24 protein-coding genes and 2 tRNA genes are annotated in these 25294 nt (G+C 68.0%); 7 read left to right on the top strand and 19 right to left on the bottom strand.

Features of this window, described 5'->3' with window-relative positions:
• The 5 genes from Aple_RS08785 to Aple_RS08765 all read right to left on the bottom strand — a co-directional run bounded on the left by Aple_RS08785 (position 1) and on the right by Aple_RS08765 (position 4177).
• Positions 1-627, bottom strand: a complete 627-nt coding sequence (locus Aple_RS08785) for a Crp/Fnr family transcriptional regulator (RefSeq protein WP_246264267.1) — start codon at positions 625-627, stop codon at positions 1-3.
• A gap of 385 nt (positions 628-1012) precedes the next feature.
• Positions 1013-1088: transfer RNA gene (locus Aple_RS08780), tRNA-Pro, on the bottom strand.
• Between the two features lie 131 nt (positions 1089-1219).
• On the bottom strand, positions 1220-1549 hold the full coding sequence (locus Aple_RS08775; RefSeq protein ID WP_155343999.1) for a cupin domain-containing protein: 330 nt from the start codon (positions 1547-1549) through the stop codon (positions 1220-1222).
• Between the two features lie 131 nt (positions 1550-1680).
• The gene (locus tag Aple_RS08770; protein ID WP_155343998.1) at positions 1681-3699 is read right to left on the bottom strand and encodes an ATP-binding protein; all 2019 of its coding nucleotides are present in this window, start codon (positions 3697-3699) and stop codon (positions 1681-1683) included.
• Positions 3700-3730: 31 nt separating this feature from the next.
• The gene (locus tag Aple_RS08765; protein WP_155343997.1) at positions 3731-4177 is read right to left on the bottom strand and encodes a hypothetical protein; all 447 of its coding nucleotides are present in this window, start codon (positions 4175-4177) and stop codon (positions 3731-3733) included.
• Between the two features lie 263 nt (positions 4178-4440).
• Between Aple_RS08765 and Aple_RS08760 the strand changes: the two genes are divergently transcribed.
• Both Aple_RS08760 and Aple_RS08755 read left to right on the top strand, forming a co-directional pair.
• A complete protein-coding gene (locus Aple_RS08760) occupies positions 4441-6396 on the top strand; it encodes a sensor histidine kinase (RefSeq protein ID WP_155343996.1) in 1956 nt (651 codons plus the stop codon).
• Positions 6393-7028 carry a response regulator gene (locus Aple_RS08755; RefSeq protein WP_155343995.1) on the top strand — a complete coding sequence of 212 codons (636 nt, stop codon included), beginning with the start codon at positions 6393-6395 and terminating at the stop codon, positions 7026-7028. Before Aple_RS08760 ends, Aple_RS08755 begins: the two co-directional genes overlap by 4 nt.
• Positions 7029-7276: 248 nt before the next feature.
• Here the strand turns inward: Aple_RS08755 and Aple_RS08750 are convergent, their stop codons facing one another.
• A complete protein-coding gene (locus Aple_RS08750) occupies positions 7277-8770 on the bottom strand; it encodes an alkaline phosphatase PhoX (RefSeq protein ID WP_155343994.1) in 1494 nt (497 codons plus the stop codon).
• A gap of 622 nt (positions 8771-9392) precedes the next feature.
• On the opposite strand from Aple_RS08750, the gene Aple_RS08745 reads away from it, so the two are divergent.
• Both Aple_RS08745 and Aple_RS08740 read left to right on the top strand, forming a co-directional pair.
• A complete protein-coding gene (locus tag Aple_RS08745) occupies positions 9393-10064 on the top strand; it encodes an excalibur calcium-binding domain-containing protein (RefSeq protein WP_170321353.1) in 672 nt (223 codons plus the stop codon).
• Between the two features lie 56 nt (positions 10065-10120).
• Entirely contained in the window at positions 10121-10279 is a 159-nt protein-coding gene (locus tag Aple_RS08740; RefSeq protein ID WP_170321349.1) for a hypothetical protein, read from the top strand.
• 30 nt (positions 10280-10309) lie between these two features.
• On the opposite strand, the gene Aple_RS08735 is transcribed toward Aple_RS08740, so the two are convergent.
• Positions 10310-10591, bottom strand: coding sequence for a 4a-hydroxytetrahydrobiopterin dehydratase (locus Aple_RS08735; RefSeq protein ID WP_155343991.1), 282 nt, complete (start codon positions 10589-10591; stop codon positions 10310-10312).
• Positions 10592-11501: 910 nt separating this feature from the next.
• Here Aple_RS08735 and Aple_RS08730 point away from each other — a divergent pair.
• Positions 11502-12032 carry a tyrosine-type recombinase/integrase gene (locus Aple_RS08730; protein WP_170321352.1) on the top strand — a complete coding sequence of 177 codons (531 nt, stop codon included), beginning with the start codon at positions 11502-11504 and terminating at the stop codon, positions 12030-12032.
• Positions 12033-12091: 59 nt separating this feature from the next.
• Here the strand turns inward: Aple_RS08730 and Aple_RS08725 are convergent.
• From Aple_RS08725 to Aple_RS08695, 7 genes are all read right to left on the bottom strand, one after another.
• Positions 12092-12163: transfer RNA gene (locus Aple_RS08725), tRNA-Val, on the bottom strand.
• Between the two features lie 16 nt (positions 12164-12179).
• On the bottom strand, positions 12180-13169 hold the full coding sequence (locus Aple_RS08720) for a quinone oxidoreductase family protein (RefSeq protein ID WP_155343989.1): 990 nt from the start codon (positions 13167-13169) through the stop codon (positions 12180-12182).
• Positions 13170-13487: 318 nt separating this feature from the next.
• Positions 13488-13850: a hypothetical protein gene (locus Aple_RS08715; RefSeq protein WP_155343988.1), complete on the bottom strand. Its 363-nt coding sequence runs from the start codon at positions 13848-13850 to the stop codon at positions 13488-13490.
• Entirely contained in the window at positions 13847-14710 is an 864-nt protein-coding gene (locus Aple_RS08710) for a DODA-type extradiol aromatic ring-opening family dioxygenase (RefSeq protein WP_155343987.1), read from the bottom strand. Before Aple_RS08710 ends, Aple_RS08715 begins: the two co-directional genes overlap by 4 nt.
• A gap of 254 nt (positions 14711-14964) precedes the next feature.
• Positions 14965-15753 (bottom strand): citryl-CoA lyase, encoded by a 789-nt coding sequence (locus Aple_RS08705; protein WP_155343986.1) that lies wholly within the window; start codon positions 15751-15753, stop codon positions 14965-14967.
• The gene (locus Aple_RS08700; RefSeq protein WP_155343985.1) at positions 15750-16889 is read right to left on the bottom strand and encodes a CaiB/BaiF CoA transferase family protein; all 1140 of its coding nucleotides are present in this window, start codon (positions 16887-16889) and stop codon (positions 15750-15752) included. Before Aple_RS08700 ends, Aple_RS08705 begins: the two co-directional genes overlap by 4 nt.
• Positions 16890-16966: 77 nt before the next feature.
• Positions 16967-17776: an IclR family transcriptional regulator domain-containing protein gene (locus Aple_RS08695; protein ID WP_155343984.1), complete on the bottom strand. Its 810-nt coding sequence runs from the start codon at positions 17774-17776 to the stop codon at positions 16967-16969.
• Positions 17777-17884: 108 nt separating this feature from the next.
• On the opposite strand from Aple_RS08695, the gene Aple_RS08690 reads away from it, so the two are divergent.
• Positions 17885-19324, top strand: a complete 1440-nt coding sequence (locus Aple_RS08690) for an amidohydrolase family protein (protein ID WP_155343983.1) — start codon at positions 17885-17887, stop codon at positions 19322-19324.
• Here the strand turns inward: Aple_RS08690 and Aple_RS08685 are convergent.
• The 5 genes from Aple_RS08685 to Aple_RS08665 all read right to left on the bottom strand — a co-directional run bounded on the left by Aple_RS08685 (position 19313) and on the right by Aple_RS08665 (position 22130).
• Complete coding sequence (locus Aple_RS08685) at positions 19313-20239, bottom strand: ROK family protein (RefSeq protein WP_155343982.1); 927 nt, start codon at positions 20237-20239, stop codon at positions 19313-19315. The two genes, Aple_RS08690 and Aple_RS08685, sit on opposite strands and share 12 nt — an antisense overlap.
• 18 nt (positions 20240-20257) lie before the next feature.
• Complete coding sequence (locus tag Aple_RS08680; RefSeq protein ID WP_155343981.1) at positions 20258-20563, bottom strand: hypothetical protein; 306 nt, start codon at positions 20561-20563, stop codon at positions 20258-20260.
• 103 nt (positions 20564-20666) lie between these two features.
• Complete coding sequence (locus Aple_RS08675) at positions 20667-21095, bottom strand: peroxiredoxin (RefSeq protein ID WP_155343980.1); 429 nt, start codon at positions 21093-21095, stop codon at positions 20667-20669.
• Between the two features lie 77 nt (positions 21096-21172).
• Positions 21173-21598 (bottom strand): DUF3052 domain-containing protein, encoded by a 426-nt coding sequence (locus Aple_RS08670; RefSeq protein WP_218038196.1) that lies wholly within the window; start codon positions 21596-21598, stop codon positions 21173-21175.
• A 121-nt stretch (positions 21599-21719) separates the two neighbouring features.
• Positions 21720-22130: a secondary thiamine-phosphate synthase enzyme YjbQ gene (locus Aple_RS08665; protein ID WP_155343978.1), complete on the bottom strand. Its 411-nt coding sequence runs from the start codon at positions 22128-22130 to the stop codon at positions 21720-21722.
• A gap of 393 nt (positions 22131-22523) precedes the next feature.
• Between Aple_RS08665 and aceE the strand changes: the two genes are divergently transcribed.
• Positions 22524-25271, top strand: a complete 2748-nt coding sequence (aceE, locus tag Aple_RS08660; RefSeq protein ID WP_155343977.1) for a pyruvate dehydrogenase (acetyl-transferring), homodimeric type — start codon at positions 22524-22526, stop codon at positions 25269-25271.
• Positions 25272-25294: the final 23 nt, after the last annotated feature.

Here is a 25294-nt window from a genome sequence, read left to right as displayed (position 1 = left end):
TTATCGGTTGAGCGGGATGAGTTCGGCGAACCTCGCCAACTCGGGGAGGTCCTTGATGACCACTCGTCGCTGAGCACGGAGAATCAGCCCGAGATCCGACAACGTCCTCATGGCCTTCCGCACGGTCGGCTCCTTGATCCCAATCAGCCCGCCAAGCTCTGCACGGGTCAGCGGCACGCCGATGTCCCTGCCTTGCGCCGTGCCGTAGCCGTGTCGGGCGGCAAGCGACAGCAGGATTCTGGCCAGGCAGACGTCAGCGCCGAACCCAGCGAAGTCGAGACGCCGCTGGTTGGCCCATTGCAGTCGGTCGCTTAGAGCTCCGGAGACGGCGAACCCTGCGACAGGCTTGCGCTGCAGGTAGCCGAGAAAGGCGTTTCCGTGGATAGCGAGGACGTTCACCGCACCGCAAGCCGTCACATCAGCACTACGGGTACCTCTTCCGAGCACTGCCATCTCGCCGACGAGATCCCCGCGCACGCGTACGGCCAGCAGCACCTGCTCCCCGTTCTCAGCCCGGGCCGTGATCTTCACGAGCCCTTGGAGGATCAAATAGACGAGCGTGCCCGGCTCGCCTTGACGAAGGAACGCGGTGCCGTCCGCGATCGGGCAAATGGCGCCGAGCTCCATGAGGTCAGTCGGCATCCCTTGGGGTAGCCGGGCCAGAAACGTGCCCAACGGCCATGGGTCTTCTCGGTGAGTTGCCAAGGCGCACCTCCAACCCCCCTCCCGCACTATGACACCGAAGAGGAGCCGAACCAACACCCGCTGATGAAGCCGCTCAGCAGCGCGACCCGGGCGCCCTGCGCCGGGTCTACTGGCTCCCGAGCCGCACGCTGGCGATAACGGCCCTGCAACGCGTTGGTCCACAGTCGGCGATCTCACGCCCCTTGACCGCGAGGGAGGGTCGAGAGCTTCGGTAGCCGGGCTACCTGACCCCGTACCCGCCCATGCCGAGACCTGCCTGAATCCGGCGGCGGGTTGCCTACGGCGGCCTGGGGGGCTTCGTTCTGCGCGCATCCGGCCAGATTCGAACTGGCGATAGCCGCTCCCGAGGGATGCGGAGTCCTAGGCCGCTAGACGACGGACGCGCCTCGGCTATCCGTTTCCGGAAGAGATCCCCTGGATCTCTTGTCGCCGAGGAAGTTCCTGTTGGTCGCAGGATCTTTGATCAGCCTAGCGGTTCGAACCAGTGACCTGTCGCTTGCAGGGCGACGGGATATCAGGCTCGGGAGCCGTAGGCCGGGCCGAATACGACCAGCAGTGCCAGATCCTCAGAGATGTCCACAAAGCGGTGTTCCTCGCCTGCCGGGACGAAGATCACCGCTCCAGGGCCAACCTCCGCCTCACTGCTCGCCGCCACGATCCTGGCTCGACCTGCGGTCACCACGTAGATCTCGTCCTCGGTGTGCGGGCTTTGGTCGTCGACGCCGCCAGCCGGGATGCAGTACGTGCCAACGGACAGGTCTGGCACCTTGAGCTGCTCGACCCAGTCGTTGGCGGCCCCGGCGGCGGGCTGCGCCCACTTCCCCGCGCCCTTGATGATCTCCATGGCGGCCAGCGTACCGGCAGGTCGATCTCCCGGTTTGGCGGTCAATCCAGCAGGGCGAAACCAAGACCGTGAAGTCCCGCCGGTCGCTGCAACTTCCCCGTCTCTGCGTGGAAGCGCTCCGGGAGAAGCTGTCAGCCTGGTCCCCCGGGGCGCCGGCAGTGGTATCGCGATACCAGGTCGGGTCGGCGGGCGCGTGAGGTGTTCATGGTGGGTACGGCCGGGTGGTGGGGGTGGCTGGCCAAGGTGGTTCCGTTGGAGGTGATTGTGTTCTTCCATGGACTGATCGGCTGGGCGATCTCGGGGTTCAGGCAGTTCCGGCGTAGGGACGACATGCCTTCCGTCAGCGTTTCCTGAACCACGGCGTGGGCGAAGCCGAAGCACCCAGGGGATCGTTCGGTGATGAGGGCGGCGGTCATGGCGGGTTCCAGCCGGTCGAGTGCCGCGCCGAGGGACAGGCCCGCGACCCGGGCAACCTGTGCCAGGTCGAATTCCCCGCCGGTCGTCGCGGCTAGGCGTAGCAAGTCGGCCGTGGGACGGGGCAGGCGGCTGATCCGGCTGAGCACCACGTCGCGTACCCCGGGCGGGATCGCGCGGGCGGAGCCGACGGGCCGGTGGTCGATGAGTTCCGTGGCGAAGAAAGGGTTGCCGGCGGTGCGGTCGTGCAGGGATCGCAGATCGTCTTCTGGTGTGTCGGCGGGGGCCAGTTGGGCCAGTTCGGGGAGGGTGAGGCCGGTCAGTGGGAGCCGCAAGGCCCGGCGCCGGGCCAATGCCTCGAAGGTGTCGGTGAGCGCTCCGGCGGGTGTCGTACAGTCGCGTGCCGTGGCGACGACCGTCACGCCGCTGTCAGTGAAGGTCTGTGCCAGGTGGCTCAGCAGGCGCAGCGAGGAGGGGTCGGCCCAGTGTAGGTCGTCCAGGACCACCAGCACGGGACGCTGGCTCGCGGCGGCGGTGAGCTGCCGCGCGGTGTTCTCGTACATGCGGAATTCCGTCTCCTCCGGATCGGCCCCCGTGATGAGCCGACCGTCCGGGGCGGTCAACGACGGGATGAGCTGTCGCAGCAGGTGCGTCCAGGGCCAGAAGTCGGGTGCCCTCGCGGCCGCCGGGCAGCGCGCGATCGCCACCCCGTGGCCGCGTTTACGCGCCTGGGCGGCCACCTCCTCGGCAAGACGGGTCTTGCCGATCCCCGGCTCTCCGGTGATCAGGGCGAATCCCGGTTGCCCCGCCGACGCCTCGTCCAACAGGTGATCCAGCGAGGCGAGTTCCGCACGGCGGCCCGCTATCACGCGTCCACTCACTGTCGCAGGGCCGGGGGTGGGGCGAGTGCGGTCCGGCCGCAGGTGGGGCGCCTGGCGGAGGATGTCGCGTTCCAGGTCGCGTAGCTCGTCGCAGGGGTCGATGCCGAGTTCATCGGCCAGGATCCGGCGTGCCGTGCGCAGCGCGTCCAGGGCCTCGCCCTGCCGCCCGCACCGGTACAGCGCCAGCGCCCGCAGCGCCCACAGCCGCTCCCGTAACGGATGCTCGTGCGTCAACGCCTCCAGTTCCCCCACCACCTCGTGATGGCGGTTCTGGCCGATGACAGCCGACACCCGCAGCTCGCGGACCCGCTCTCTGGCCTCCGTGAGGTGGGCCAGGGCTGCGGTGAGGTACTCCTGCCCGGCCAGGTCGGCGTACGGCTCGCCCCGCCAGAGCCGCAGGGCCCGGGTCGCGGCCCGTTCCACGGCGGTGGGATCAGCGGCCTGCTCGGCCTCGGCGACCAGGTCGAGGAACCGGGTGACGTCCAGCTGCCGCGGGTCGACGGCGAGCCGATACCCGGCCAGGCCGAACGTCAGCAAGCGGCTGCGGGCGCGAGGGCGGCGCCCCGGCTCCAGCGCCCGGCGCAGGTTGGACACATACACCTGAAGCGCTCCGAGTGCTTCGGCGGGCGGGGCGTCGCCCCAGATCCTGTCGATCAAGGTTGCCGCGGGCACCGGCCGCCCCTCGGCGAGCACGAGGATGTTCAGGAGCATGCGCTGCTTGTGCGTACCGACCTCGCGTGGACGGCCGTCGTCACCGACGACCTCCAGCGGGCCCAGCACGCGGAAGTCCACGTTCGGGCCGACCGGAGCAGGAAGGGCCGCGGCCGTCGTGGCCGCCGGCACGAGATCAGTCACGAGTTCCTCCAGTTCGACGAATCCGCGAATCTCAGCTGCGCAGGAGCTTGACCAGGCGGAGCCCGGCGAACACGCCCATGACCAGATGGCCCGAGACGAGCGCGACCTGGAGCACTCTCTGGGCGGCGGTGAGGTCGGCGGCGTAGCCGCCGTCGGAGAAGCCGGACAGGAAAGCCAGGATCCCGGCGATCATCAGCAGGACGGCGGCCGGAACGGCGACGGAACGGCGCGGCCGGCTCACGGCGAAGGCGAGGATCACCTGAGCGATCATCATCGGGATCGGCGCCGACAGCCGCGCCTGCGGTCCGAGGGCGTCCAGGAAGGTGGGGCTGAGCCCGGCCGACAGCGATATCAGCGCGCCCACCACGTCCATGACGAGCAGGATGCCGATGGTGACGACAACGGCGCGGGCGAAGGGACGTCCGGCGGACGCGGGCGTGGCGGACGGTGTGAGGGAAGGGGACGGTACCGATGACATGGGTTTTCCTCTAAGTGTGGTCGGATCCCGGCGGAGGACGGATACGACGGTTCCGTCCAGAGACACGGGAATCGCGGGCACGGACGGTTCAGGCCGCCCGTTGTGCGCGGGCCGCCGCGACGGCCTCCCGGGGGAGGCGTCTCGGCGGTGGCTCTTCGAGCATCCAGGCCGGGACGATCGGGCGTCGTGAGGCGCCGGTCCCGACGTCAACGGGACATTTCGTCCCGTGACGCCGGGACTCGTCGGATGGCACCATCGTCTTCGTGACGGACAGATCGACCTGGCGCGTAGTCGTCCCGGTGAGCGCGCTGGTGCTCCTGGTGGCGATGACGCTCGCCGTCGAGCCCCGGCTACGCCATCTCGGCGTGACGGGGATAGTGGAGCGTTTCGACGCCTTCCGATGCGTGGCGGGGCTGGCGTTCGGCGTGCCCGGCGTGCTCGTGGTGGCGCAGCGGCCGGCGAGCCGGGTCGGGTGGCTCATGGTCGTCATCGGTACGGCCCAGGCCGCAGGCGTCGCCGTCGGGGCGTACGGCCTGCTGGGTATCAACGACGGCGGCCTGCCCGGCGACGACTGGGCGATGTGGGTGTCGAACTGGATCTGGGTGCCGGCCTACCTCGCGGTGCCGACCGTCCTATTGCTGATCTTTCCTGACGGGCGGCTGCCCTCGCCTCGATGGCGGCCGGCGTTGACGGTCGCCATCGCCGGGATCGCGGTGGCCACGCTCGACTGGATTCTCCAGCCGGTGACCCTGATGGGCGAGGTCGGCCGGATGTATCCGCCTGGCTATCAGGGAGTCTTCGCGCACTTGACCGGAGTTCCCCAGGCGGTCCGTACGGCCGGGACCGTGTGCTCGCTCATCGCCGTGGTGGCGGCCGTCGCCTCGCTGGTGGTGCGCTACCGGCGATCCGATGAGCAGATGCGCCGCCGGTTGCAGTGGATTGTGGCCGGGGCCTTGCTGACGGTGAGCATGCTCGGCCTGGCCCTGATGGTCCCCTGGGGGGCGCCGATCGTCGCCCTGGCCTGCGTGCCGCTGTCGGCCGGGGTGGCCGTGGCCGTGGTGGCCTACCGCCTGTGGGATCTCGACCTGCTGCTGTCGCGCGCGCTGGCCTTCGGCGCCGTGAGCGTACTGCTGCTGGCGGGCTACGCGCTGATCGCCTTCACGCTGGGCGGCGTCCTGGGAGCCGGGGCGGCGGCGGTCCTGGTGGCGCTGGCGGTGCATCCGCTGTACCTGCGGGCCAGCGCTGCCGCCAACCGCCTGGTCTACGGCGACCGGGACGACCCGGCCAGGGCGCTGCGCCGTCTGGGGGCGCGGCTGTCGGACGCCGGGTCCCTGGAAGACCCGCTGGAGCGGATGGCCGCCGAGATCGGCCGCGTCCTGCGGGTGCCGTACGTGGCGGTCGAGGAGCGCGGAGCGGTCGTGGCCTCCTGGGGCGACCGCGGCGAGGTCGCGGAGCGCGTACCGCTGCACCACCAGAGCCACGACGTCGGCACGCTGGTGGTCGGCGAGCGGCTGCGCCCCAAGGACCGGCGTTTGCTAGCGGAACTGGCCCCGCATATAGCTGTGGCTGTCCACGCCCACCGCCTCGGTGCCGACTTGGAACGCTCACACGCCCGGCTGCTGGCCGCCCGGCAGGAGGAGCGCGACCGGCTGCGGTACGAGTTGCACGACGGAGTAGGCCCCACCCTCGCCGCCGTCGCCCTGCAGATGGATCGCGGGCGGCGCCTGGTGGACACCGACCCCGGAAAGGCCAAGGAGATCATGGATGACCTGTCAGCCCGGATCCGGGCCACTGTCGGCAACGTCCGGGCCATCGTCAATGACCTGCGACCGCCCCCTCTGGACGACCTCGGGCTCGCGGGCGCGCTCGCCGAGTTGGGCAAAGGATTCGCCGGCCACCTGGCCGTCGAGGTGGAGGCCGACCTTCCGGTCCTGCCCGCGCCGATCGAACTGGCCACCTACCGGATCGCCGCCGAAGCCCTGACCAACGCCGCACGCCACGCCAAGGCCTCCCACTGCACCGTCCACGTACGCGCCCGCGACACCCTGGAACTACATATCGACGACGACGGAGTGGGACTCTCATCCGCCCCGAGGCAGGGGATCGGCCTGACCTCCATGCGGCGCAGGTCCGAGGAACTGGGCGGCACCTTCGAACTGCGCAGCGGCGATGGGACGGGCACCCACCTGATCGTCCGGCTCCCCCTGACGACCTCATGATCCGCATCATCGTGGTCGAGGACCACCCGATCTTCGCCGACGGACTCCTTGCGCTGTTCCGTGACCTGCCCGAGGTGGAGGTCGTCGGCGTCGCCAGCACCGCCGAGACCGCCATCGAGCTGGTCGAGCAGGATGCCCCAGATGTGATCCTGATGGACCTGCACTTGCCCGGAATGAGCGGCGTGGAGGCGACTGCCCGTATCAAGGCCAGTCACCCCGCCGTGGCCGTACTCGCCCTGACCATGCTGTCGGACGACGAGACCATCATCGCGGCCGTCCGGGCCGGTGCCCGCGGCTACCTCCTCAAGGAGGCACCACCGGCCGAGATCATCCGATCGCTCCAAGCGGTCGCGGCTGGCCAGGTCGTCTTCGGCTCCTCCGCCGGCAGCCGGGTACTGGCCGCCCTGGCCACCGAGACCGTACGCCCCCGCCCGCTGCCCGAACTCACCGACCGCGAACGGGAGGTGCTCGACCTGGTCGCCGCCGGACTCACCAATCACGCCATCGCACAGCGCCTATTCCTCAGCGAGAAGACGATCCGCAACCACGTGTCGAACATCTTCGCCAAACTCGGTGTCTCCGGCCGCGCGGAGGCCGTCGCCCGCGCCCGCGACGCCAACCTCGGCGTCTGAGCCCTGGTGGCCGCTACTCCGTCCCGGCGTGCGGGACGTTTCGCTGGTGGGCGGTACTGGATTCGAACCGGTACACGAGTTCATACAGGTGTCCGGGCTTGATGATGCTGACCTCGCACGCGCGGCCCTTGGGCTGGCGCGACGCTCGCTGAGGGGAACATCTGTCCGCGGAAGAGACCGAATACTGCCTGAGGTGGCAGGACGGGCCCTGAGACGGGTGCAGCTCAGGGCCCGTACATCGGGAGCGGTTAGCGCAGGTAATCCTGCCAGGGGCCGGTGATGGCCAGGGTGATGCCCGGGCTCTGGATGTTGACGAAAAGGACCTCTCCGTCCGGGGAGAACGTCGGACCGGTGAACTCGGAGTACGTCGGATTGCCGTTGCTGGTTCCGATGCTGAGCTGGTTGCGGGCGATCGCGTAGGTGGGGCCGCCCGGGATGGAGCTGAGCACGTGCGAGGCGCGGACGCCGTCCTCGGCCAGGACAAGCGTGCCCCACGGCGTGACGGTGACGTTGTCGGGGCTGTCGAAGGTCATGTCGGTGTACTTCGGGGGCGCGCCCTCGCCCTCGGCGAACGGGTTGTGCGGGAAGTACGTGACCAGGGTGATCGTCTCGTCCTTGTAGTCGTAGAACCAGACCATGCCGTCGTGCTTGGCCGCGTCAGCGGGCAGGTCGCCGGGGGCGAAGGCGAAGCTGTTGACGATGTAGCAGCCGTCGCCGTTGCTCCACACACCCTCGAACTTCTTGCCCCGGGTAACCGTGCCGTCGGCGAACTGGTTGCGCACCGGCGTGGAGGTCGCTTCCCGGTCCGGCACTGCGATCCACGTCACGTTGTACGGACGCCCCAGCTGCGCGGAGGTGATGTAGGCGACATCCGGGACGATGCTGCCGTCGTCCAGGCGGATCTGCATCGCCTCGAGCGTGCCCTCGGCGTCGCCGAGTTGGTTGGCGATGCCCTCCTCGAGGCGGCCGGCGCTCGAGGTCCACCGGTAGAACAGCCCGTTCGGGCCGCTGGCGTCCTCGGAGAGGTACACGCGCCTCCTCTTCGGCTCGACGGCGAGTGCCTCGTGGTCGAAGCGGCCGAACGCCTTGATCGGCTTGGGCAGCTGGTGCTCCGAGTCACCCTGGAAGACCTCGAAGACGTAGCCGTGGTTCTTCTCGTACCTGCCGGTACGGCCGCCGGCCGACCAGGTGGCGCCCGCGGTGATGAAGGTCTCTTCGCAGGTGAGCCAGGTGCCCCACGGCGTCACGCCGCCCGCGCAGTTGCGGACCGTACCGGAGATGCCGACCCACTCGGCCGTGGGATTGCCGTTGGGGTCCGTGGTGATCACGGTGCAGCCGCCTGCGTTCGGCGCGCCCGGGTCGTAGACCGTCCCGGGGATGAGCGGGACGCCGTACTGCGAAAGGTGCGGCGACATCTCGTGGTTCTGGATGATTGTCAGGCCGGCGTGCTTCATGGCCACGACGCCGGTCCCGTCGTGCCAGCCGGGCGTCTTGCCCTGGCCGAACGACATATCGGTCACGCCTTCACGGGTGACGATTTTGTACGAGAAGCCCTCAGGAAGGGCGAGGATCCCGTTCGGGTCGTCCTTCAGCGGCGGGAACGGACGCAACCGACGCCCGGTCGATGTGCTGGCGGCGGCCTGTGCCGGGGTCGCGGCAAGGCTCGGCAGCATGCCGGCGACGGACAGGCCGACGGCGGTGGCGGCGCTTCCGGAAATGATCTGGCGACGAGAGATGCTCATGCGTAACTCCTGTGGTACGGCCAGAGGCGATGGTCCCCCGACCAGAAGATCCTTGAAGTCTCACCTGAACCTCAAACCAACTCCCCATTGCCGAAAAATGTTCATCGGACCAGCACCTCGCATGCCCGGCCTCTGCGTGGAGTGCGCTTCGATGCGGGCTGCTCGGGCGTCAAGGAATCCGTAAGTATTCCTCGCGAAGTTTCGGCACAGCTTCGTCTCGCTGCTCTCCGGCTCAGGCGTCCAATCGAGGACATCTCCCGCCTCGTCGGTCACCGCACCACGGTCGTCACGGAAACTGTCTACCGCAGGCAAATCCGCCCAGTACCGATGGAAAGGCGGCAGCAATGGACGACATCTTCGGGAGTAGTCACTCAGACCCCGTTTCCAAGATCGAAGACAGGGTCTTTGCAAAGGTGGGCGGTACAACGAGAACCCCGCCTCCAGCATGAACTCTCGGAGTGCCCGGATGACAAGTCAACCGCCGTGGCAGATCATCCGTCCACACTCCGTCACCACCAGCCTGCCCCTGGAGTCCCCCATGTCCCAGCAATACGGTCAGCCCCCCTACGGCCAGCAGCCTGGGTTCTACCCTCCCCCGCCCCGCAAGAGCAGGGTTGCCGACATGAGCTCGTACAGAACCGCCCTGATATTCGCGATCGCCGTGTTTCTCACCGCGGGCCTCGCGCTGGTCATGGTGTTTCCCGTCGCCGCCCCGGAGGTACCCGCCCGGCACGCCCTGGTACGGTCGGCAGTCGCGAGCACGGCCCCTGCGCGGGTGGCCGAGGCCGACATGGCGGAGTGGCAGCCTCAAGACGCTGGTGCCGTCCGCGAGCCGGTGTCGGTGGTGATGCCGGACGTGATCGGCGACACGCTGCCGGACGCCGAGACAACTCTCATCGACGCCGGCTTCACCGAGCTGGACTATCGCGACTGCGCCGGCGAGAACGGCTTGAAGCGCTGGGACGCCTCCTGGATTGTGCGCGAGCAGAACCCGGCCGCCGGCGAGTCGGTGATGAGCGATACGCAGGTGAGGTTGTGCGCGGAGCGCTATGGCGACGATGACCCGGAACCGTCGGAGTCGTCCAGTCCGGACGAGGGCACGGCTGATGACGATCAGTCGCCGACGTCGCCTTCTCCGTCCCCGTCCGGTGGCGACGATAACGAGGACCAGCGATTCGACACATGCGCGGAAGCCAACGCTGCCGGGTACGGCGACTATGTGCGGGGGCAGGATGTCGAGTACGACTGGTACGAGGATCGGGACAACGACGGCGTGGTGTGCGAACGGAACTAAGCCCGGGACCGACAGCCTCTGACCTGCGAAGGCTGGAAGTCCTGGCCGTACTTGGCGTGGCCCCGCGGAGCGGCAAGTCACTGAACAAGAACAACCCGAACGCGAACATCCTGACTCTGGCGTTCGGGCCGGAGAAGCAGGGCATGGTCACGTACATGGTCCTTGAGGATCGACGGCACGTGGAGATCCTCAAAGTGATGTGGCTCGGGCTCTAGCGCCGAACGGCGGTCGGTGCCATGTGGCTGCTACACGGTCTTGTCGATCTGCTTCGCGAGGTCGATATCCGCCGTGGTGATTCCTCCGGTGGTGTGGGTCCAAAGTCGTAGCGTCACCTGGTTGTAGCGGACGTCGATATCCGGGTGGTGGTCCACCTTTTCCGCGATACAACCGACGCGAACCACCCATGCGAGCGCCGCCCCGAAGTCCGCGTGAGTCACCGTGCGGACAATGGTGTCACCTTCCCTGGTCCACGCATGCAGCCCAGCGAGTGCGGCGGTGATCTCCTCCTCGGAGAGCGGTTCGCGCATGTCGATCCTCCTGTAAAGGGGTCCACCCGTGCTCTATTCCGTCATCGGGCCAGTAGCGCCATCACTTGCCCGGAGTTGGCATCGGAACGACGGTTCCCGAACTACTTAGCCGCGCTGTCGAAAATTGGTGCCATTGGGTCAAAATAGAAACACGATCTTGACCGGGCGAATGCTCACTGAGGAATGTTGCCATTAGGTAAGCAAAGCCCTCCACCTGTTTCCGCATGTGGAGGGCTTGTTGTGGGCGGTACTGGGTTCGAACCAGTGACCCCTCGCTTGTAAGGAGCCATAATCGCCTATGTAGCGCGGTTGACGTGCGTGGGAGCCTCGTTCGCCTCGCGGCGTGAGGCCCGCTCGACGTGGCCTAATGGCACGCTAATGGCACGGCGATCATGGATTTATTGAGGTTGGCGGGGCTCACAATCACGGCTCATGTGGTCGCTCACGTGGCTCTAATGGCACGTCGATGGCACGCCAATGCTCAAGAGCGTCGACGCTCACGAATCCCCGCCTCGATCCGCAAGCCAACGCCGATCAGGGCCATGATCCATAGACCAACGAGCCATGGCCACGAAGGGGATCGTACATCGAAGATCAGAATCCCGAACGATATGGCGACACCGGCGACCATGGAGACAGTCCCAATGTTTCGGACCATTTCATAGTCCTCGGGGACATCAGTCGGCGAACGGTGGAGCTGGGGGTCCTCGGGCTCAGTCACAGCGGTGAGCATCCCACATGGGATCGAATGGCAGGAATCCCCTACCTCGCGCTCCGCCCTGCCCGATCACGCTCGCCACCAACGACCTGATCAGTTCCGTCTCGCGATCATCCCGGAGTCCGTTCCCCCGCCGGAGGCATGTTCTTGACCTGCTTCCTTCGTGCCCGCTTACCCGCGTGGCTCCCGCCCGTGACCGGCCCCCAGGCCGCAGCGCGGGCGGGGAGGGCCGTGCGGGTGCGGCGGCGCAGCCGCCGCCTTGACCTGACCAAGGGAACCGTCAGCGTTTGGCAACAGCATGTCGAACTCGACTCGGGCGAACTCCTGGTCGGACCGCCCAAGTCGCGCGCGGGTGTCCGCACGGTGGCCATCCCCAAGGCGATCATTCCCGCGCTACAAGAGCACTTGGACACATACACCGGACCGGAACCCGATGACCTGATCTTCACCGGAGCACGGGGCAGCATCCTCCGGCGCAGCAACTTCCGTCGCCCGGCCAAGTGGGACGAGAACGCCAGGAAGATCGGAGTCCCTGGCCTGCACTTCCATGACCTCCGGCATACCGGCAACACGATCGCCGCCGCATCCGGCGCAAGCCTCAGAGACCTGATGGTGCGGATGGGCCATGACTCGGTACGCGCCGCGATGATCTACCAGCACAGCACAGCGGAGGCAGACCGGAAGATCGTCAACGCGATGGACGCCATGATCAACGCGACCTAATGGCACGTTAATGGCACGAAGCCCCCTGGCAAGATCGCTGCGGGGCTTCTTTTCGCAGGTGGGCGGTACTGGGTTCGAACCAGTGACCCCTCGCTTGTAAGGCGAGTGCTCTACCGCTGAGCTAACCGCCCTGAGCCGGGATACACCCTACGGCACCGAGGGTGGTGTCGGCACATCGGATAGTTGTACGACGATTCGGCGTGGCGTGGTGCCGGTGGCCTGGCTGGTCCAGGCGGGGGCGATGTCGGCTAGTGGGGTGAGGGTGTGGTCGACGGAGAGGGCGCCGGTGGCGGCGTGGTTGAAGATCTCGGTTAGGGCGGTGTGGCGTTGGGTGGGGGTTAGGGCGTTGTTGGTGTAGCCGAGGAGGGAGGCGGTGTTGCCGCGGAGGGTGGCGGAGGTGAAGGTGGCTGATTCGGCGGCGGCGCTGCCGAGATTCACGATTCGGGCGCCGAGGGCCAGGACCTGGGCGGCGGCGGTGGCGGGGATGCCGAAGACGGGGTCGATGACGACGTCGGCGAGGCCGTCGAGGGCTTGGCGCAGGCGTGGGGTGAGAGTGTCGGGTGTGTCGTCGGGGTGGAGGGGGACGACTGCGTCGGCGCCGTTCTTGGTGGCGAGGGCCTGGGAATGGGGGGATCGGCAGACGGCCACGACCCGGCGTGCGCCGAGGAGGCGGGCGGCTTGGACCGCTACCTGGCCGACTGTGCCTCCCGCGCCGAGGACGAGGACCTGTTCGCCGGGGCGGAGGGCGGCGCGCCAGGTGAGGGCCATCCAGGCGGCGACGGCGGACAGTCCGAGCGCTGCGGCGGTCTCGTCCCGGGTGCCGTCGGGGATGGGGACCAGGTCGGTGGTGGGTACGGCGCACAGGTCGGCGAAACTACCGTCGCCTGGGCGCATGCCGGCCTGGGTGGGGAACCAGACGCGGGTGCCGTCGGTCAGCTTGCCGACGCCCTGAACTCCTGGGATGTACGGGAGGGCGGGTTGCCCGAAGTAGGACGTGCCGCTCGCGCACAGAACGTCCAGCGGCGTGATCGGCGCAGCCGTGACCTGGACCAGACTCTCGCCTTCCGCGACTTCCGGTGCGGGTACGGTCCTCAGGTCGGGAGGGTTACCGCAGGACAAAACGACAGCGGCTCTCATCGAAAGCTCCAACCCACGTGTTCACGGCCCACCACAGACTCCCAGCCCTCGTTCAATGTGCCGATCTTCTGGCCCAACAGCTTCTTCACGCGCTTCGATCTCCCAACCCAGCGCAGGCTCCCTGCTCCTGTTCGTACGCTCCGATGTCCCGACTCACCACAGAGCGCCCAAGCCTTGTTCGTGTATTCCGATCTACCGGCCCACAGACTCCCAGCCCTTGTGATGTACGCGGTCGTCGGGTCCAGCCCTCATGACCGCCCCATCGCGGTTCAAGTCCGTCCCTGGAATGCCGGGTGCTGCCGCGCCGTGCGGGTGGACTTATGTCGATATATCGGGATAAGGGAGGGTGAAGTGGGTGAGGCGTTGGCCGAAGGCTTTTTGGTATTCCAGAGGTTCGGTGTTGTCGCGTTCGAACATTGCGATGAAGAGGGTGAGGGTGAGGAAGGGGTGGGCGCCCAGTTCGAAGAGGCGGACGTGGTCGTGGGTGGAGAGGGCTTCGCGTTCGGCCGGTTCGAGGGAGAGCCAGGTGCTTGACTCGCCGGCGGGGCAGTTGAGGATCCTGTTGGCGAGCTCGGATTCCCACCAGGTCACTGTGCCGGCTGGGTCTTCCCGGTAACGTTCGACCAGGTCAGCGTCGCGGTCGATCGTGTAGAGGAACTTGTTGAGCAGATATTTGCTCATGCGGGCACTCCTTCCGGATACCAGGTGAAGTACGCCTCCATCGTGTGGAACAGGTCGAGGCTGTCGACATGGTCGGCTTTCGCGCCCTCACCGGCGACGCCCATCATCAGCATGAAGTCCATGAAGCCGTGCGTCGCGTTGCCGGGGGTCCAGAGGCTGTCGAGGGAGACCTCGGCCAGCGACCGCTCGATATCTCCGTTGGCGATCCATTCGACGGCTTTGCGGTCGAACTCGGGATCGGGGCCATGCGGGCCGAACTGGCGGGGGCCGCCGAGTTCGAGGGACAGGTGGCCGGTGCCGATGATGGCCACGCGGAGTTCGCTCGGCCAGGACTCGACCAGTTCGCGGATCGCGCGGCCGAGGGCGACGAAACGATTCGGCTGCGGGAGGGGCGGGGCGAAGATGTTGGTGTAGATGGGGACGATGGGAAGGTCGGCTTCCGGGCGGAGCGTGATGATCGGGCAGGTGATGCTGTGGTCGATGCGGAGCTCGTTGCTGAAGGCGAGGTCGAAACCCTCGTCGAGTCCCCCGCGCAGGATGTGCGCGGAAAGATCCTCCTGACCGCGCAGAAGCATGCGGGGCAGCCCGAACTCACGTTCCTCGTTGGCCCAGTTGGCGTCATAGAAGGGCGCCTTGCCGACGAGGAACTGCGGCATATTGTCCAGCCACAGCTGGTGGAAGTGATCGGAACCCACCATCACCAGAACATCCGGCCGAGCCCGGGTCAGGGTCTCCCGGAAGGCCAGAATCTTCGCGACCCACGCGTCGGCGAAAGGCGGCCGTTCCTCCGGCGGGGCCGTGCTCGCACGGTAATAGAACGGATGATGGGTAGACGCGATGACGGCGGCTATTGTCGCCATGGAAGACCTCCCTGCGCTGCATCCACGATGTACCGGCCAACGACTTCGTAAATCAACCCGACCATCACCACAAGACCCCTTGCGCCTCGTCCGGGACATTCCAGCCAACGACTTCGTAAAGGGACCCGACCATCGCGACAAGACCTCCTACGCCTCGTCGGGAATTCACGAACACGACAGGACCTCCCCCGCTTCGGCGGGAACGCGCCGGTCAACGGCTTCGTAAATAGCCAAGACCATCGCCGCAGGACCTCCTATGCCTCGTCCGGGATATAGGCCGTATTTCGATCTATCGCGTGGTAAATGTCCATGCCGATAGGGTCCCGGCGTTCCTCGGCGAGATGGCCGAGGATGCCGGCGGCGCGGGCGAGTAGGGCGAAACCGCGGAGCATGTCGATGGGGAGGCCGAGGTCGGCCAGGGCCGCGCCGCAGACTCCGGCGCCGTTGAGGGGGAGCGTGCGACCGAGGACCTGTGGGTGAACGCGGCCGATTGCGGCGAAAAGCCTCAGATGGGGGCCGTACAGACCCTCCTCGGACGCGATCGTGTACAGCACGGGGGTCCGCGGATCCTCTTGCTTGTGTACGGGATGCCCCAGCCCGGGCACCAATCGCCGCTCCGCCCGGGCGTCCTTCACCGCGGCCAGGGCGATCGTGTCCCAGTCGGCGTCCGGCATGTCGTCGGTCCACGTGCTGCTCGCGAGCGTCCCGGCGAGGAACCGCCCCGCGTCCTCCGTCACGCCGAGAAAGCGGGAGCCACCACCGAGCAGCCCAGCGGCCAGCGCACCCTGCACGGACTCCGGCGCGCTCAGATAGGTCAGCCGGGCCGCGATGGCGGTCGGCGTGAACCCGTGATCGGCCAGCGCGACCAGGACCGCCTCGAAAACCCGCGTCTCCGAGGGAGTGGGCCGCCGCCCGGCGACCAGCCAGAAGGCGAGCTCCCCGAAGCCGACCTTGCCCATCAGATCATGAGCGAGATCCTGCCCGAGCACCCGGATGCTCGTCTCATCCGAGGTACCAATCGATGTCCTGAAATTTCCGCTCATGCTTCCCCCAGCCAGGCCCGGATCTCGTCACCGTGCTCATCCAACCCCGGCGGCGGCAACCGGTAACTAGCCGCCGTACGCGACAAGCCAATGGGATTGCGCACAGACGGCACGCCACCCGGCGAAACCACCGGTCCCAACCCCAGGTCGGTGGCGAGCTCCAGGCCCTCCCCCACCGTGTTGATCGGCCCGCACGAAACCCCCACCGCGCTCAGCTCGCGGAACCAATCCGCCCGATCCCGCGCTTCGAGCCGGGCCACCAGCAACGGCCGCAACTCCTCCCGGTTCGCCGTCCGGTCAGCCGTCCGCGCGAACCGCGGATCATCGGCCAGCTCCGGCACCCCGAGAACATCACACAATTTCCGGAACTGCCCGTCGTTCCCCGCCGCGATCACCAGCTCCCCATCCTTCGCCGGAAGCGGCTCATAGGGGAACAAACTCGGATGCGCGTTCCCCATCCGGAACGGCACCACCCCACCCGCCACCACCGCACTGGAATGGTTCACCATCCCCGACAACGCCGACGAAAGCAGATTGACCTCGACATGCTGCCCCACCCCCGACCCAGCCCGCTCATACAACGCGGCCAGCACCCCAGAAACCGCATGCAACCCGGTCATCACATCGAAAACCGAAATCCCCGCCCGATACGGCGACCCGCCTGGATCCCCCGTCAAGCTCATCAACCCAGACACAGCCTGCACAATCAGGTCATACCCCGGCAGCCCCGCACCCCCAGCAGTCCCGAACCCACTGATCGAGGCATATACCACCCCACGGTTCCCCGCACTCACCGCCGCATAATCCAGCCCATACCGCGCAAGCCCACCCGGCTTGAAATTCTCGATCATCACATCCGCGCGCGCGGCCAGCTCCCGGGCCAGAACCAGATCGGAGTCATCCTTGAGATCCAGCACCACCGACCGCTTGTTCCGGTTGATCCCGAGGTAATACGTCGACACATCCCCGCGAACCGGAGGCAGCCAGTTCCTGGTGTCGTCCCCGCCGGGGCTCTCCACCTTCACGACCTCCGCCCCGAGATCCCCCAGCAGCATCGTCGCGTACGGCCCTGCCAGCACCCGCGAGAAGTCTGCGACGAGAATCCCCGCGAGCGGCCCTGAACCCGGCGTCCCCATGAGCCTAGAATAACCTTCCGTCCGCTGAACGGACAATTGTCCGCACGACCGAGCATCTTGCCCCTGCGGTCACGTTGTCAAGCGCTGGCCTGCGGAACGGCCTCATACAGCGCGAAGTCGGCCCCGATCGCCCCCGCCGTCCGCAGCAGCGCCGGCAGATGCTCCTCGACCAGCTTCTCCATGGACGTCTCCGCCGCGTGCGCGTTGACGTTGACGGCCGCGATGACCTGGCCGTGCCCGTCCCGCAGCGGCGCCGCCACCGACCGGATCCCGGGCGCCAGCTGCTCGTCGGTGATCGCCCACCCGCTCGCCCTGACCTCACGCAACGCCGCGCGGCGCTCCTCGGCGCCCGGCTGCCAGCACGGCACGATGCCCGACCTGCTCGGCTCGGCCAGCACGGCCTCCACCCGCTCCGGCGGCAGCGCGGCCAGCAGCACCTTGCCGAGCGAGGTCTGCAGCGCCGGGAACCGGGTCCCGATGGTCACCGACAGGGTGACGATCTTCGGCACCGCCACCCGCGCCACGTAGACGATGTCCGAACCGTCCAGCTGGGCGATGGAGCAGGACTCGTTGGTCTGCGCCACCAGGGCTTCCAGATGCGGCCGGGCGATCTCCCACAGCCCCATCGAGCGCACGTACGCCACGCCGAGTTCGAGCACCCGGGGGGTCAGCGAGAAGCCGGCGCGCTCGGCCCGGACGTAACCCAGTTCCTCCAGCGTGAGCAGGATGCGCCGGGCCGTCGGCCGGGCCAGGCCCGAGGCGGTGGCCACCTCGGTCAGGGTCATGGCGGGCTGGCGCGGCCGGAACGCCCTGATCACGTCGAGGCCCCGGGCGAGCGCCTCGATGAAATCCGGGCTGGTGCCCTTGCGGGGCGTGGGCGGAGGCATGGGCGGTCGTCCGTTTCCTGCGTCTTGACATCGGGACAGGCTGCTCTCATTGTGGCATCACTGTTCCCTTGACCGCCATACGGACACTAGTCCGCCAGGGAGGCGCCCATGAGCGCGACCGCCGCCCACCAGCCCGGCCGACCCCTCGTTCTCCGCGACGGCCTGGTCCTGACGATGGACGACAGCCATACCATTCTGCGGGACGCCGACGTCCTGATCATCGGGGAGCGCATCGAGGCCGTCGGGCCCGCCCTGGAGGTGCCGGACGGAACCGTGGAGGTGGACGCGTCCGGCGGGATCGTGATGCCCGGCATGATCGACACGCACCGCCACCTCTGGCAGACCGCGATGCGCGGATACGGCGCGGACTGGACCCTCACCCAGTACTTCGTCTGGTACTACCTCGAATGGGGCAAACGTTTCCGCCCCCAGGACATCTACGCCGGCAACCTGCTCGGCGCGATCGAGGCCCTGGACGCGGGCGTCACCACCACCGTGGACTGGTCGCACGGCCTGCAGACCATCGACCACGCCGAGGCGGCGGTCGACGCCCTCGAAGCCGTCCCCGGGCGTTTCGTCCTGGCGTACGGGAATATCCAGCAAGGGCCGTGGGAGTGGGCCACCTCGCCGGAGTTCCGGGACTTCGTCACCCGGCGGGTGCAGGGCAAGCTGGGCTTCCAGCTCGCCTTCGACGTCACCGGCGACCCGGCGTTCCCCGAGCGCGCCGCCTTCGAGGCCGCCCGCGAGCTGGGCGTTCCGGTGACCACGCACGCGGGGGTGTGGGGCGCGACCAACGACGACGGCATCCGGCTGATGCACGAGAACGGCTTCATGACGCCGGAATCGGTGTACGTGCACGCGGCGACGCTCAACCAGGACTCCTACCACCGGATCGCCGCGACCGGGGGTTCCGTCTCGGTCTCCACCGAGAGCGAGCAGAGCGCGGGCCAGGGTTACCCGCCCACCTGGCAGCTGCGCAAGCACGGCATTCCGGTCTCGCTCTCGATGGACACCAGCGTCTGGTGGAGCGGCGACCTGTTCTCGGCCATGCGCGCCACGCTGGGCGCCGACCGCTCCCGCGAGCACCTGGAGGCGCACGCGCGGCAGGAGACGATCACCCACTGCCACCTGCGGGCCGAGGAAGTCGTGGACTGGGCGACCAGGGGCGGCGGCCGGGCGCTCGGCCTGGACGCCTCGATCGGCAGCCTGGAGCCGGGCAAGAAGGCCGATGTCGTGCTGCTGAAGAACGACCACTCGCCGGTGATGTTCCCGATCCTCAATCCGTACGGGCACGTGACGTTCCAGGCGCAGCGGGCCGACGTGCACACGGTCGTGGTGAACGGGCGGGTGGTGAAGGCCGATCACCGGCTGGTGGGCGTGGATCTGCCCGCCGCCCGGCAGGCCGTGGAGTCGACGGTCGGCTATCTCATGGAGCAGCTCGGCGACTCCTGGACCACGGGGATGAACCCCGACATTCCCGAGACCAAGATCATGGACAATCCGTACATGTACACCGAGTGGCGCGGTCAGAAGGGCTCAGAGGACTAGGTCGGGGCTCCAGGTCGGCTGTCCGGCGGCGCGCCAGCCGAGGATGGCCGCGCCCAGCATGCCCGCGCGCACGCCGAGGGCGGACTGGCGGAGCGGCGGCGGCTCGCGGAAGGCCAGGCGAGCCGCCAGCCGTTCGGCCACCGGATCCAGGAGGACAGGACCGGCTTCGCCCAGGCCGCCCCCGATGACGATCATGGAGGGGTCCAGCAGCAGGGTGTAGGAGGCGAGGGAGATCGCCAGCGCCTCGACGGCGTCGCCGAGGACCTCGGCGGCGCGGGCGTCGTCGGGGGCGCGTTCGACGATCTCCTTGGCGGTGGCGGCGTCACCGGTGCGGGCCGCGTAGCGGCGGGTGAGCGCGCCGGCGGAGGCGTACGTCTCAAGGCAGCCGCGCTGGCCGCAGGCGCATTTCTCGCCGTCCGGCCAGACGGGGGTGTGGCCGATCTCGCCGCCCCAGCCGTTCGCTCCCCCGTACGGCTCGCCGCCCACGACCACCGCGCCCGCGATGCCGGTGCCGAGCGGCAGGAAGAGGAAGTCCGACACGTCCCGCCCGGCCCCGAAGACGCTTTCGGCCAGGCCGCCGGTGCGTACGTCATGGCCCAGCACGGCGGGCAGGCCGGCCGGAACGAAAGCCGACACGGGCACGTCCCGCCAGCCGATGTTGGCGGAGTAGAGGGCGACCGTGGCGGACACGATGCCGGGCACGGCAAGACCGACCCCGGCGGGGGCGCCCCCGAACGAGCGGGAGCCCGCGTCGGCGAGTTCGGACACGTAGGAGCGGATAGTGGCGACGGCCGCCTCAGGGCCCCGCTCGCGGCCCGTGGGCCGGCCGGGGAAAACCGTCACCTCGCCAGAAAAGGTGACGAGGCCGCCCTTCATCGATGTTCCGCCCACATCCAGGGCGACCACGTAGCTCACCGGCACATTATCGCCGTATCAGTTGCGGCCCAGAACCCTGTTGAGCGCGGCTTCTACCTCGGCGGCCAGACCCGACAGGTCGGGTGAGCCGGGGCTGGGTGCCTGCGCGAGCCGTACCAGGCCGCAGGAGCGGCATTCGACCTCGCCGAGGCGGCAGATCAGGGCGGTCGACGCGCAGGTGGGGCAGGTGTCGAGGTCCAGGTCCTGGGCACGCTGGCAGTCCGGGCAGACCAGGACCTGCGCCTCGTGACGCACGCCGCGTTTCCACGGGCTGGCGCCGCGGACGGGATCGGTCTGCCGGGCCCCGCATCGATAGCAGGGCATGGTCGCCTCCCACATTGGCCGGGGCAAGGGTTGAAATATCCGGAACGGAACGGCCGTATCGGGTTAGCGGCGGTCTCGGCCCGCTGGCCGGGGATCGCCGAGGTCACAGTTGGGTGAGCACCTTGCGGTACTCGGTGACGTCCCGCGGCTGGCCGATCGCGGTCTCGATCTGCCAGCGGAGCACGCCCTCACCGTCAAGGATGAAGGTGCCACGCCGCGCGCGCCCCTTCTCCTCGTCCAGGACACCGTACGCCCGCGCGACCTGACCATGGGGCCAGAAATCCGAGAGCAGCGGAAATGAGTAGCCCTCGCGATCCGCCCAGGCGCGCAGCGCGAACATCGAATCCACCGAGATCGCCAGCACCCGAGCCTCCAGGGCGGCGAGCTCGTGCAGCTCGCCCTGGCAGACGCCGGTGAACGCGGCGGGATAGAAGACGATCACCACAGGCTCCCCCCGGAGCCCGGACAGTCGAACGGGTGTGCCGTGCTGATCCATCAACGCGAAGTCCGGCGCGATGCCCCCGATCTCCACCGCCCACACCCCTCCCTAGAAGACATAAGGAACCTGCCGTACGGCGAGCGCCGTACGGCAGGGACGACCAGGCGACGTTAGCGGCGGGCCTTGAAGACGAGCCGCGTGCCCGACCAGTCCGAAGCCGCACTGATGCTGCTCGTCTGGGAAAGCCCGGCTGTCGTGGCGTCCTCGCCGATGTCGCTCGGCTCAACATGGCCGGGCCGGCCCGCCTTGGGCGTCAGGAGCCAGATCTGGCCTCCGTCCGCGAGGGCGGTCATGGCGGCGGTGAGGGCGTCGAACAGATCGCCGTCGTCGTCGCGCCACCACAGCAGCACCACGTCGACGACCTCGTCGTAGTCCTCGTCCACCAACTCGTTGCCGGTCAGCTCTTCGATGGACTCGCGCAGTGCGTCGTCGCTGTCCTCATCCCAGCCGACTTCCTGCACCACCTGACCCGGCTTGAGGCCAAGTCGTTCGGCCAGGCCGCGCTCGCCCTGCGCCTGACCCGCGGTCGCGCTCACGTTCATCCCTCCTGCTTGGCTTGACCCCGCCGGAAACCTCAGCGGGTATCGTTCGGCACAGTCCACACGCTGTGACCCATCGTCGTCAACGGTCGCCACGGCGAGTGACCCGCACCGTTACCTACTTGCTGGACAAAAACGACAAACGGACACTTCGATCCGGGTTGTCGATATTGAGGTCCACCATCGTGACCGACTGCCAGGTTCCGAGCGCCAGCCTCCCGGCCAGCACCGGAATCGTGGCGTACGGCGGGATCAGGGCGGGCAGGACGTGTGACCGCCCGTGACCCCTCGATCCGTGCGCGTGGCGCCAGCGGTCGTCCGCGGGAAGCAGGTCGCCGAGGGCGGCCAGCAGATCCCGGTCGCTGCCCGCGCCCAGCTCGATCAGCGCGATCCCCGCCGTGGCGTGCGGCACGAAGACGTGCAGCAGGCCGTCGCCGCCGCAGTCCGCCGCGAACCGCTGGCATTCGCCGGTGATGTCGTGCACCTGCTCCCGTGAGCCGGTTCGCACGTCTATTACCTGAGACCTCACATCGGGATCCTATGCCCTTCCTGAGCTGCGACGACGAGTACGCCACCACTTCGAGATTGCCGACATTTCCGCTGAAGTCGCAATAAATGGGTACGTGGGAGTGTGAGCGGGTAAGGCCGTACCGGCTGCGTAAAGGAAGTTTTGCGGAGCCGGAAGATCAGGAGATACCGCTAGAATCACGCGCCGACGGGAGCCACGATCACATTTCGGGGCCCCCGGTGTGCACGGTTGGCGAAAAACGTCCTACCATCGGTGGTCTAGGCCACAGCCCCCCTGTAGCCAGCAGGGACATCTTGGTTTACCGGGGAGTAGAGATGCACTTTCCGGGGCGACGAGCCAGGATGGAAGCCGAACCTAGACCGATAAAAGTCCATCCTCGGAAGGCGAGACCCAGTGGCTTCCGGACGCCAGCGTTTCTCGATCATCAGCGACGGCCTACCCAGCCAGGTCCCTGATGTCGACCCCAGCGAGACCCAGGAGTGGCTTGAGTCGCTCGACAACGTCATCAAGGCGGAGGGCAGGACCAGAGCCCGCTACCTGATGCTCCGGCTGCTGGAACGCGCCCGGGAACACCAGGTTGGCGTGCCGGGGCTGCGCAGCACCGACTACATCAACACGATCCCGCCCGAGCGCGAGCCGTGGTTCCCCGGCGACGAATACGTCGAGCGCCGGATCCGGGCCTACATCCGGTGGAACGCGGCCGTGATGGTGACCCGCGCCAACGCCCGCACCAACGTGGGCGGGCACATCGCCACGTATGCCTCGGCGGCCTCGCTCTACGAGGTGGGCTTCAACCACTTCTTCCGCGGCAAGGACCACGGCGAGTCAGGCGACCAGGTGTTCTTCCAGGGGCACGCCGCGCCGGGCATCTACGCCCGCGCCTTCCTGGAGGGCCGCCTCACCGACGGCCAGCTGGACGCGTTCCGGCAGGAGCTGTCGCACGGCTTCAAGGGCCTGCCGTCCTATCCGCACCCGCGGCTGATGCCGGACTTCTGGGAGTTCCCCACGGTATCCATGGGCCTGGGCTCCATCGGGGCGATCTACCAGGCCCGGTTCAACCGTTACCTGAACGACCGCAAGATCAAGGACACCTCGCGCAGCCACGTCTGGTGTTTCCTCGGCGACGGCGAGATGGACGAGCCCGAGTCGCTCGGCGCGATCGGCCTGGCCTCCCGCGAGGAGCTGGACAACCTCACCTTCGTCATCAACTGCAACCTGCAGCGGCTCGACGGCCCGGTGCGCGGCAACGGGAAGATCATCCAGGAGCTGGAGTCCTACTTCAGGGGCGCCGGCTGGAATGTGATCAAGGTCGTCTGGGGCCGGGACTGGGATCCGCTGCTCGCGGCCGACGTGGACGGCGCGCTGGTCAACCAGATGAACACCACGCCGGACGGGCAGTTCCAGACCTACTCCGTGGAATCCGGCGAATACATCCGCAACCACTTCTTCGGCGGCGACCCGCGGCTGCGCAAGATGGTCGAGCACCTGACCGACGACGACATCCGCAAGCTGTCGCGCGGCGGCCACGACTACCGCAAGGTCTACGCGGCGTTCAAGGCCGCCCGCGAGCACGTCGGCCAGCCGACGGTCATCCTGGCCCAGACGATCAAGGGCTGGACCCTGGGCAAGGACTTCGAGGCGCGCAACGCGACGCACCAGATGAAGAAGATGACCAAGGCCGAGCTGAAGGAGTTCCGCGACCGGCTCTACCTGCCGATCCCGGACAAGGACCTGGAAGGCGAGCTGCCGCCCTACTTCCACCCGGGCGAGGACAGCGACGAGATCGCGTACATGAAGGAGCGGCGCGCCGCGCTGGGCGGTTTCCTGCCCAAGCGGGTCATCCGGGCCAAGCCCCTCAAGCTTCCCGGCGACGAGGCGTACAAGCAGCTGGCCAAGGGCTCGGGCAAGCAGAACGTGGCCACCACGATGGCGTTCGTGCGGCTGCTCAAGGACCTGATGCGGGACAAGGAGATCGGGCACCGGTTCGTCCCGATCATCCCGGACGAGGCGCGCACGTTCGGCCTGGACGCCATGTTCCCGACCGCCAAGATCTACTCGCCGTACGGGCAGACGTACGAGGCGGTGGACCGGGAGCTGCTGCTGTCGTACAAGGAGTCCACCGAGGGCCAGATCCTGCACGAGGGCATCAGCGAGGCCGGGTCGATGGCCTCCACGATCGCGGTGGGCTCGGCGTATGCCACCCACGGCGAGGCCATGATCCCGATCTACATCTTCTACTCGATGTTCGGCTGGCAGCGCACGGCCGACCAGATGTGGCAGCTGGCCGACCAGATGGGCCGGGGCTTCCTGCTCGGCGCGACGGCGGGCCGGACCACGCTGAACGGCGAGGGCCTGCAGCACGAGGACGGCCACACCCCGCTGATCGCCTCCACCAACCCGGCCGCGGTCTCCTACGACCCGTCCTGGGGCTTCGAGCTCGCCCACATCGTCAGGGACGGCCTGCGCCGGATGTACGGCGAGCGCCAGGAGAACGTCTTCTACTACCTGACGATCTACAACGAGCCCTACCAGCAGCCCGCGGAACCGGCCAACGTGGACGTGGACGGCCTGCTGAAAGGCCTCTATCTGTTCGCTCCGGCCTCCGGGAACGGCCCCAAGGCCAACATCCTGGTCTCCGGCGTGGCGGGCCCGTGGGCGCTGGAGGCGCAGCGCATGCTGGCCGAGGAGTGGGGGGTGGCGGCCTCGGTCTGGTCGGCCACCTCGTGGTCGGAGCTGCGGCGTGAGGCGCTCGCGGTGGAGGAGCACAACCTGCTCAACCCGGACGCCGAGCAGCGCGTGCCGTATGTGACGCGCACGCTGTCCAACGTGCCAGGGCCTTTCGTGGGCGTCAGCGACTACATGCGGGCCGTGCAGGACCAGATCGCGCAGTGGATCCCCGGCGACTGGACCTCGCTCGGCACCGACGGGTTCGGCCTGTCCGACACCCGCTCGGCGCTGCGGCGGCACTTCCACGTGGACGCGGCGTCGATCACGCTCGCGGTGCTGACCCAGCTGGCGCGGCGCGGCGAGATCAAGACCGAGGTGCTGCGGGACGCGATCTCCCGCTACCACCTGAAGAACGGCGTGACCGAGGTCGGCGCTCCGGCGGAGACCAACGACACCGAGACGATGGGCGTCTGAGCGAAACGGGCATCTGAGCGAAA

Origin of the sequence: Acrocarpospora pleiomorpha (assembly GCF_009687885.1) — a bacterium.
Classification (GTDB): domain Bacteria; phylum Actinomycetota; class Actinomycetes; order Streptosporangiales; family Streptosporangiaceae; genus Acrocarpospora; species Acrocarpospora pleiomorpha.
Note: the sequence above shows the minus strand (reverse complement) of the source record. Positions and strands in the feature narration are given on the sequence as shown.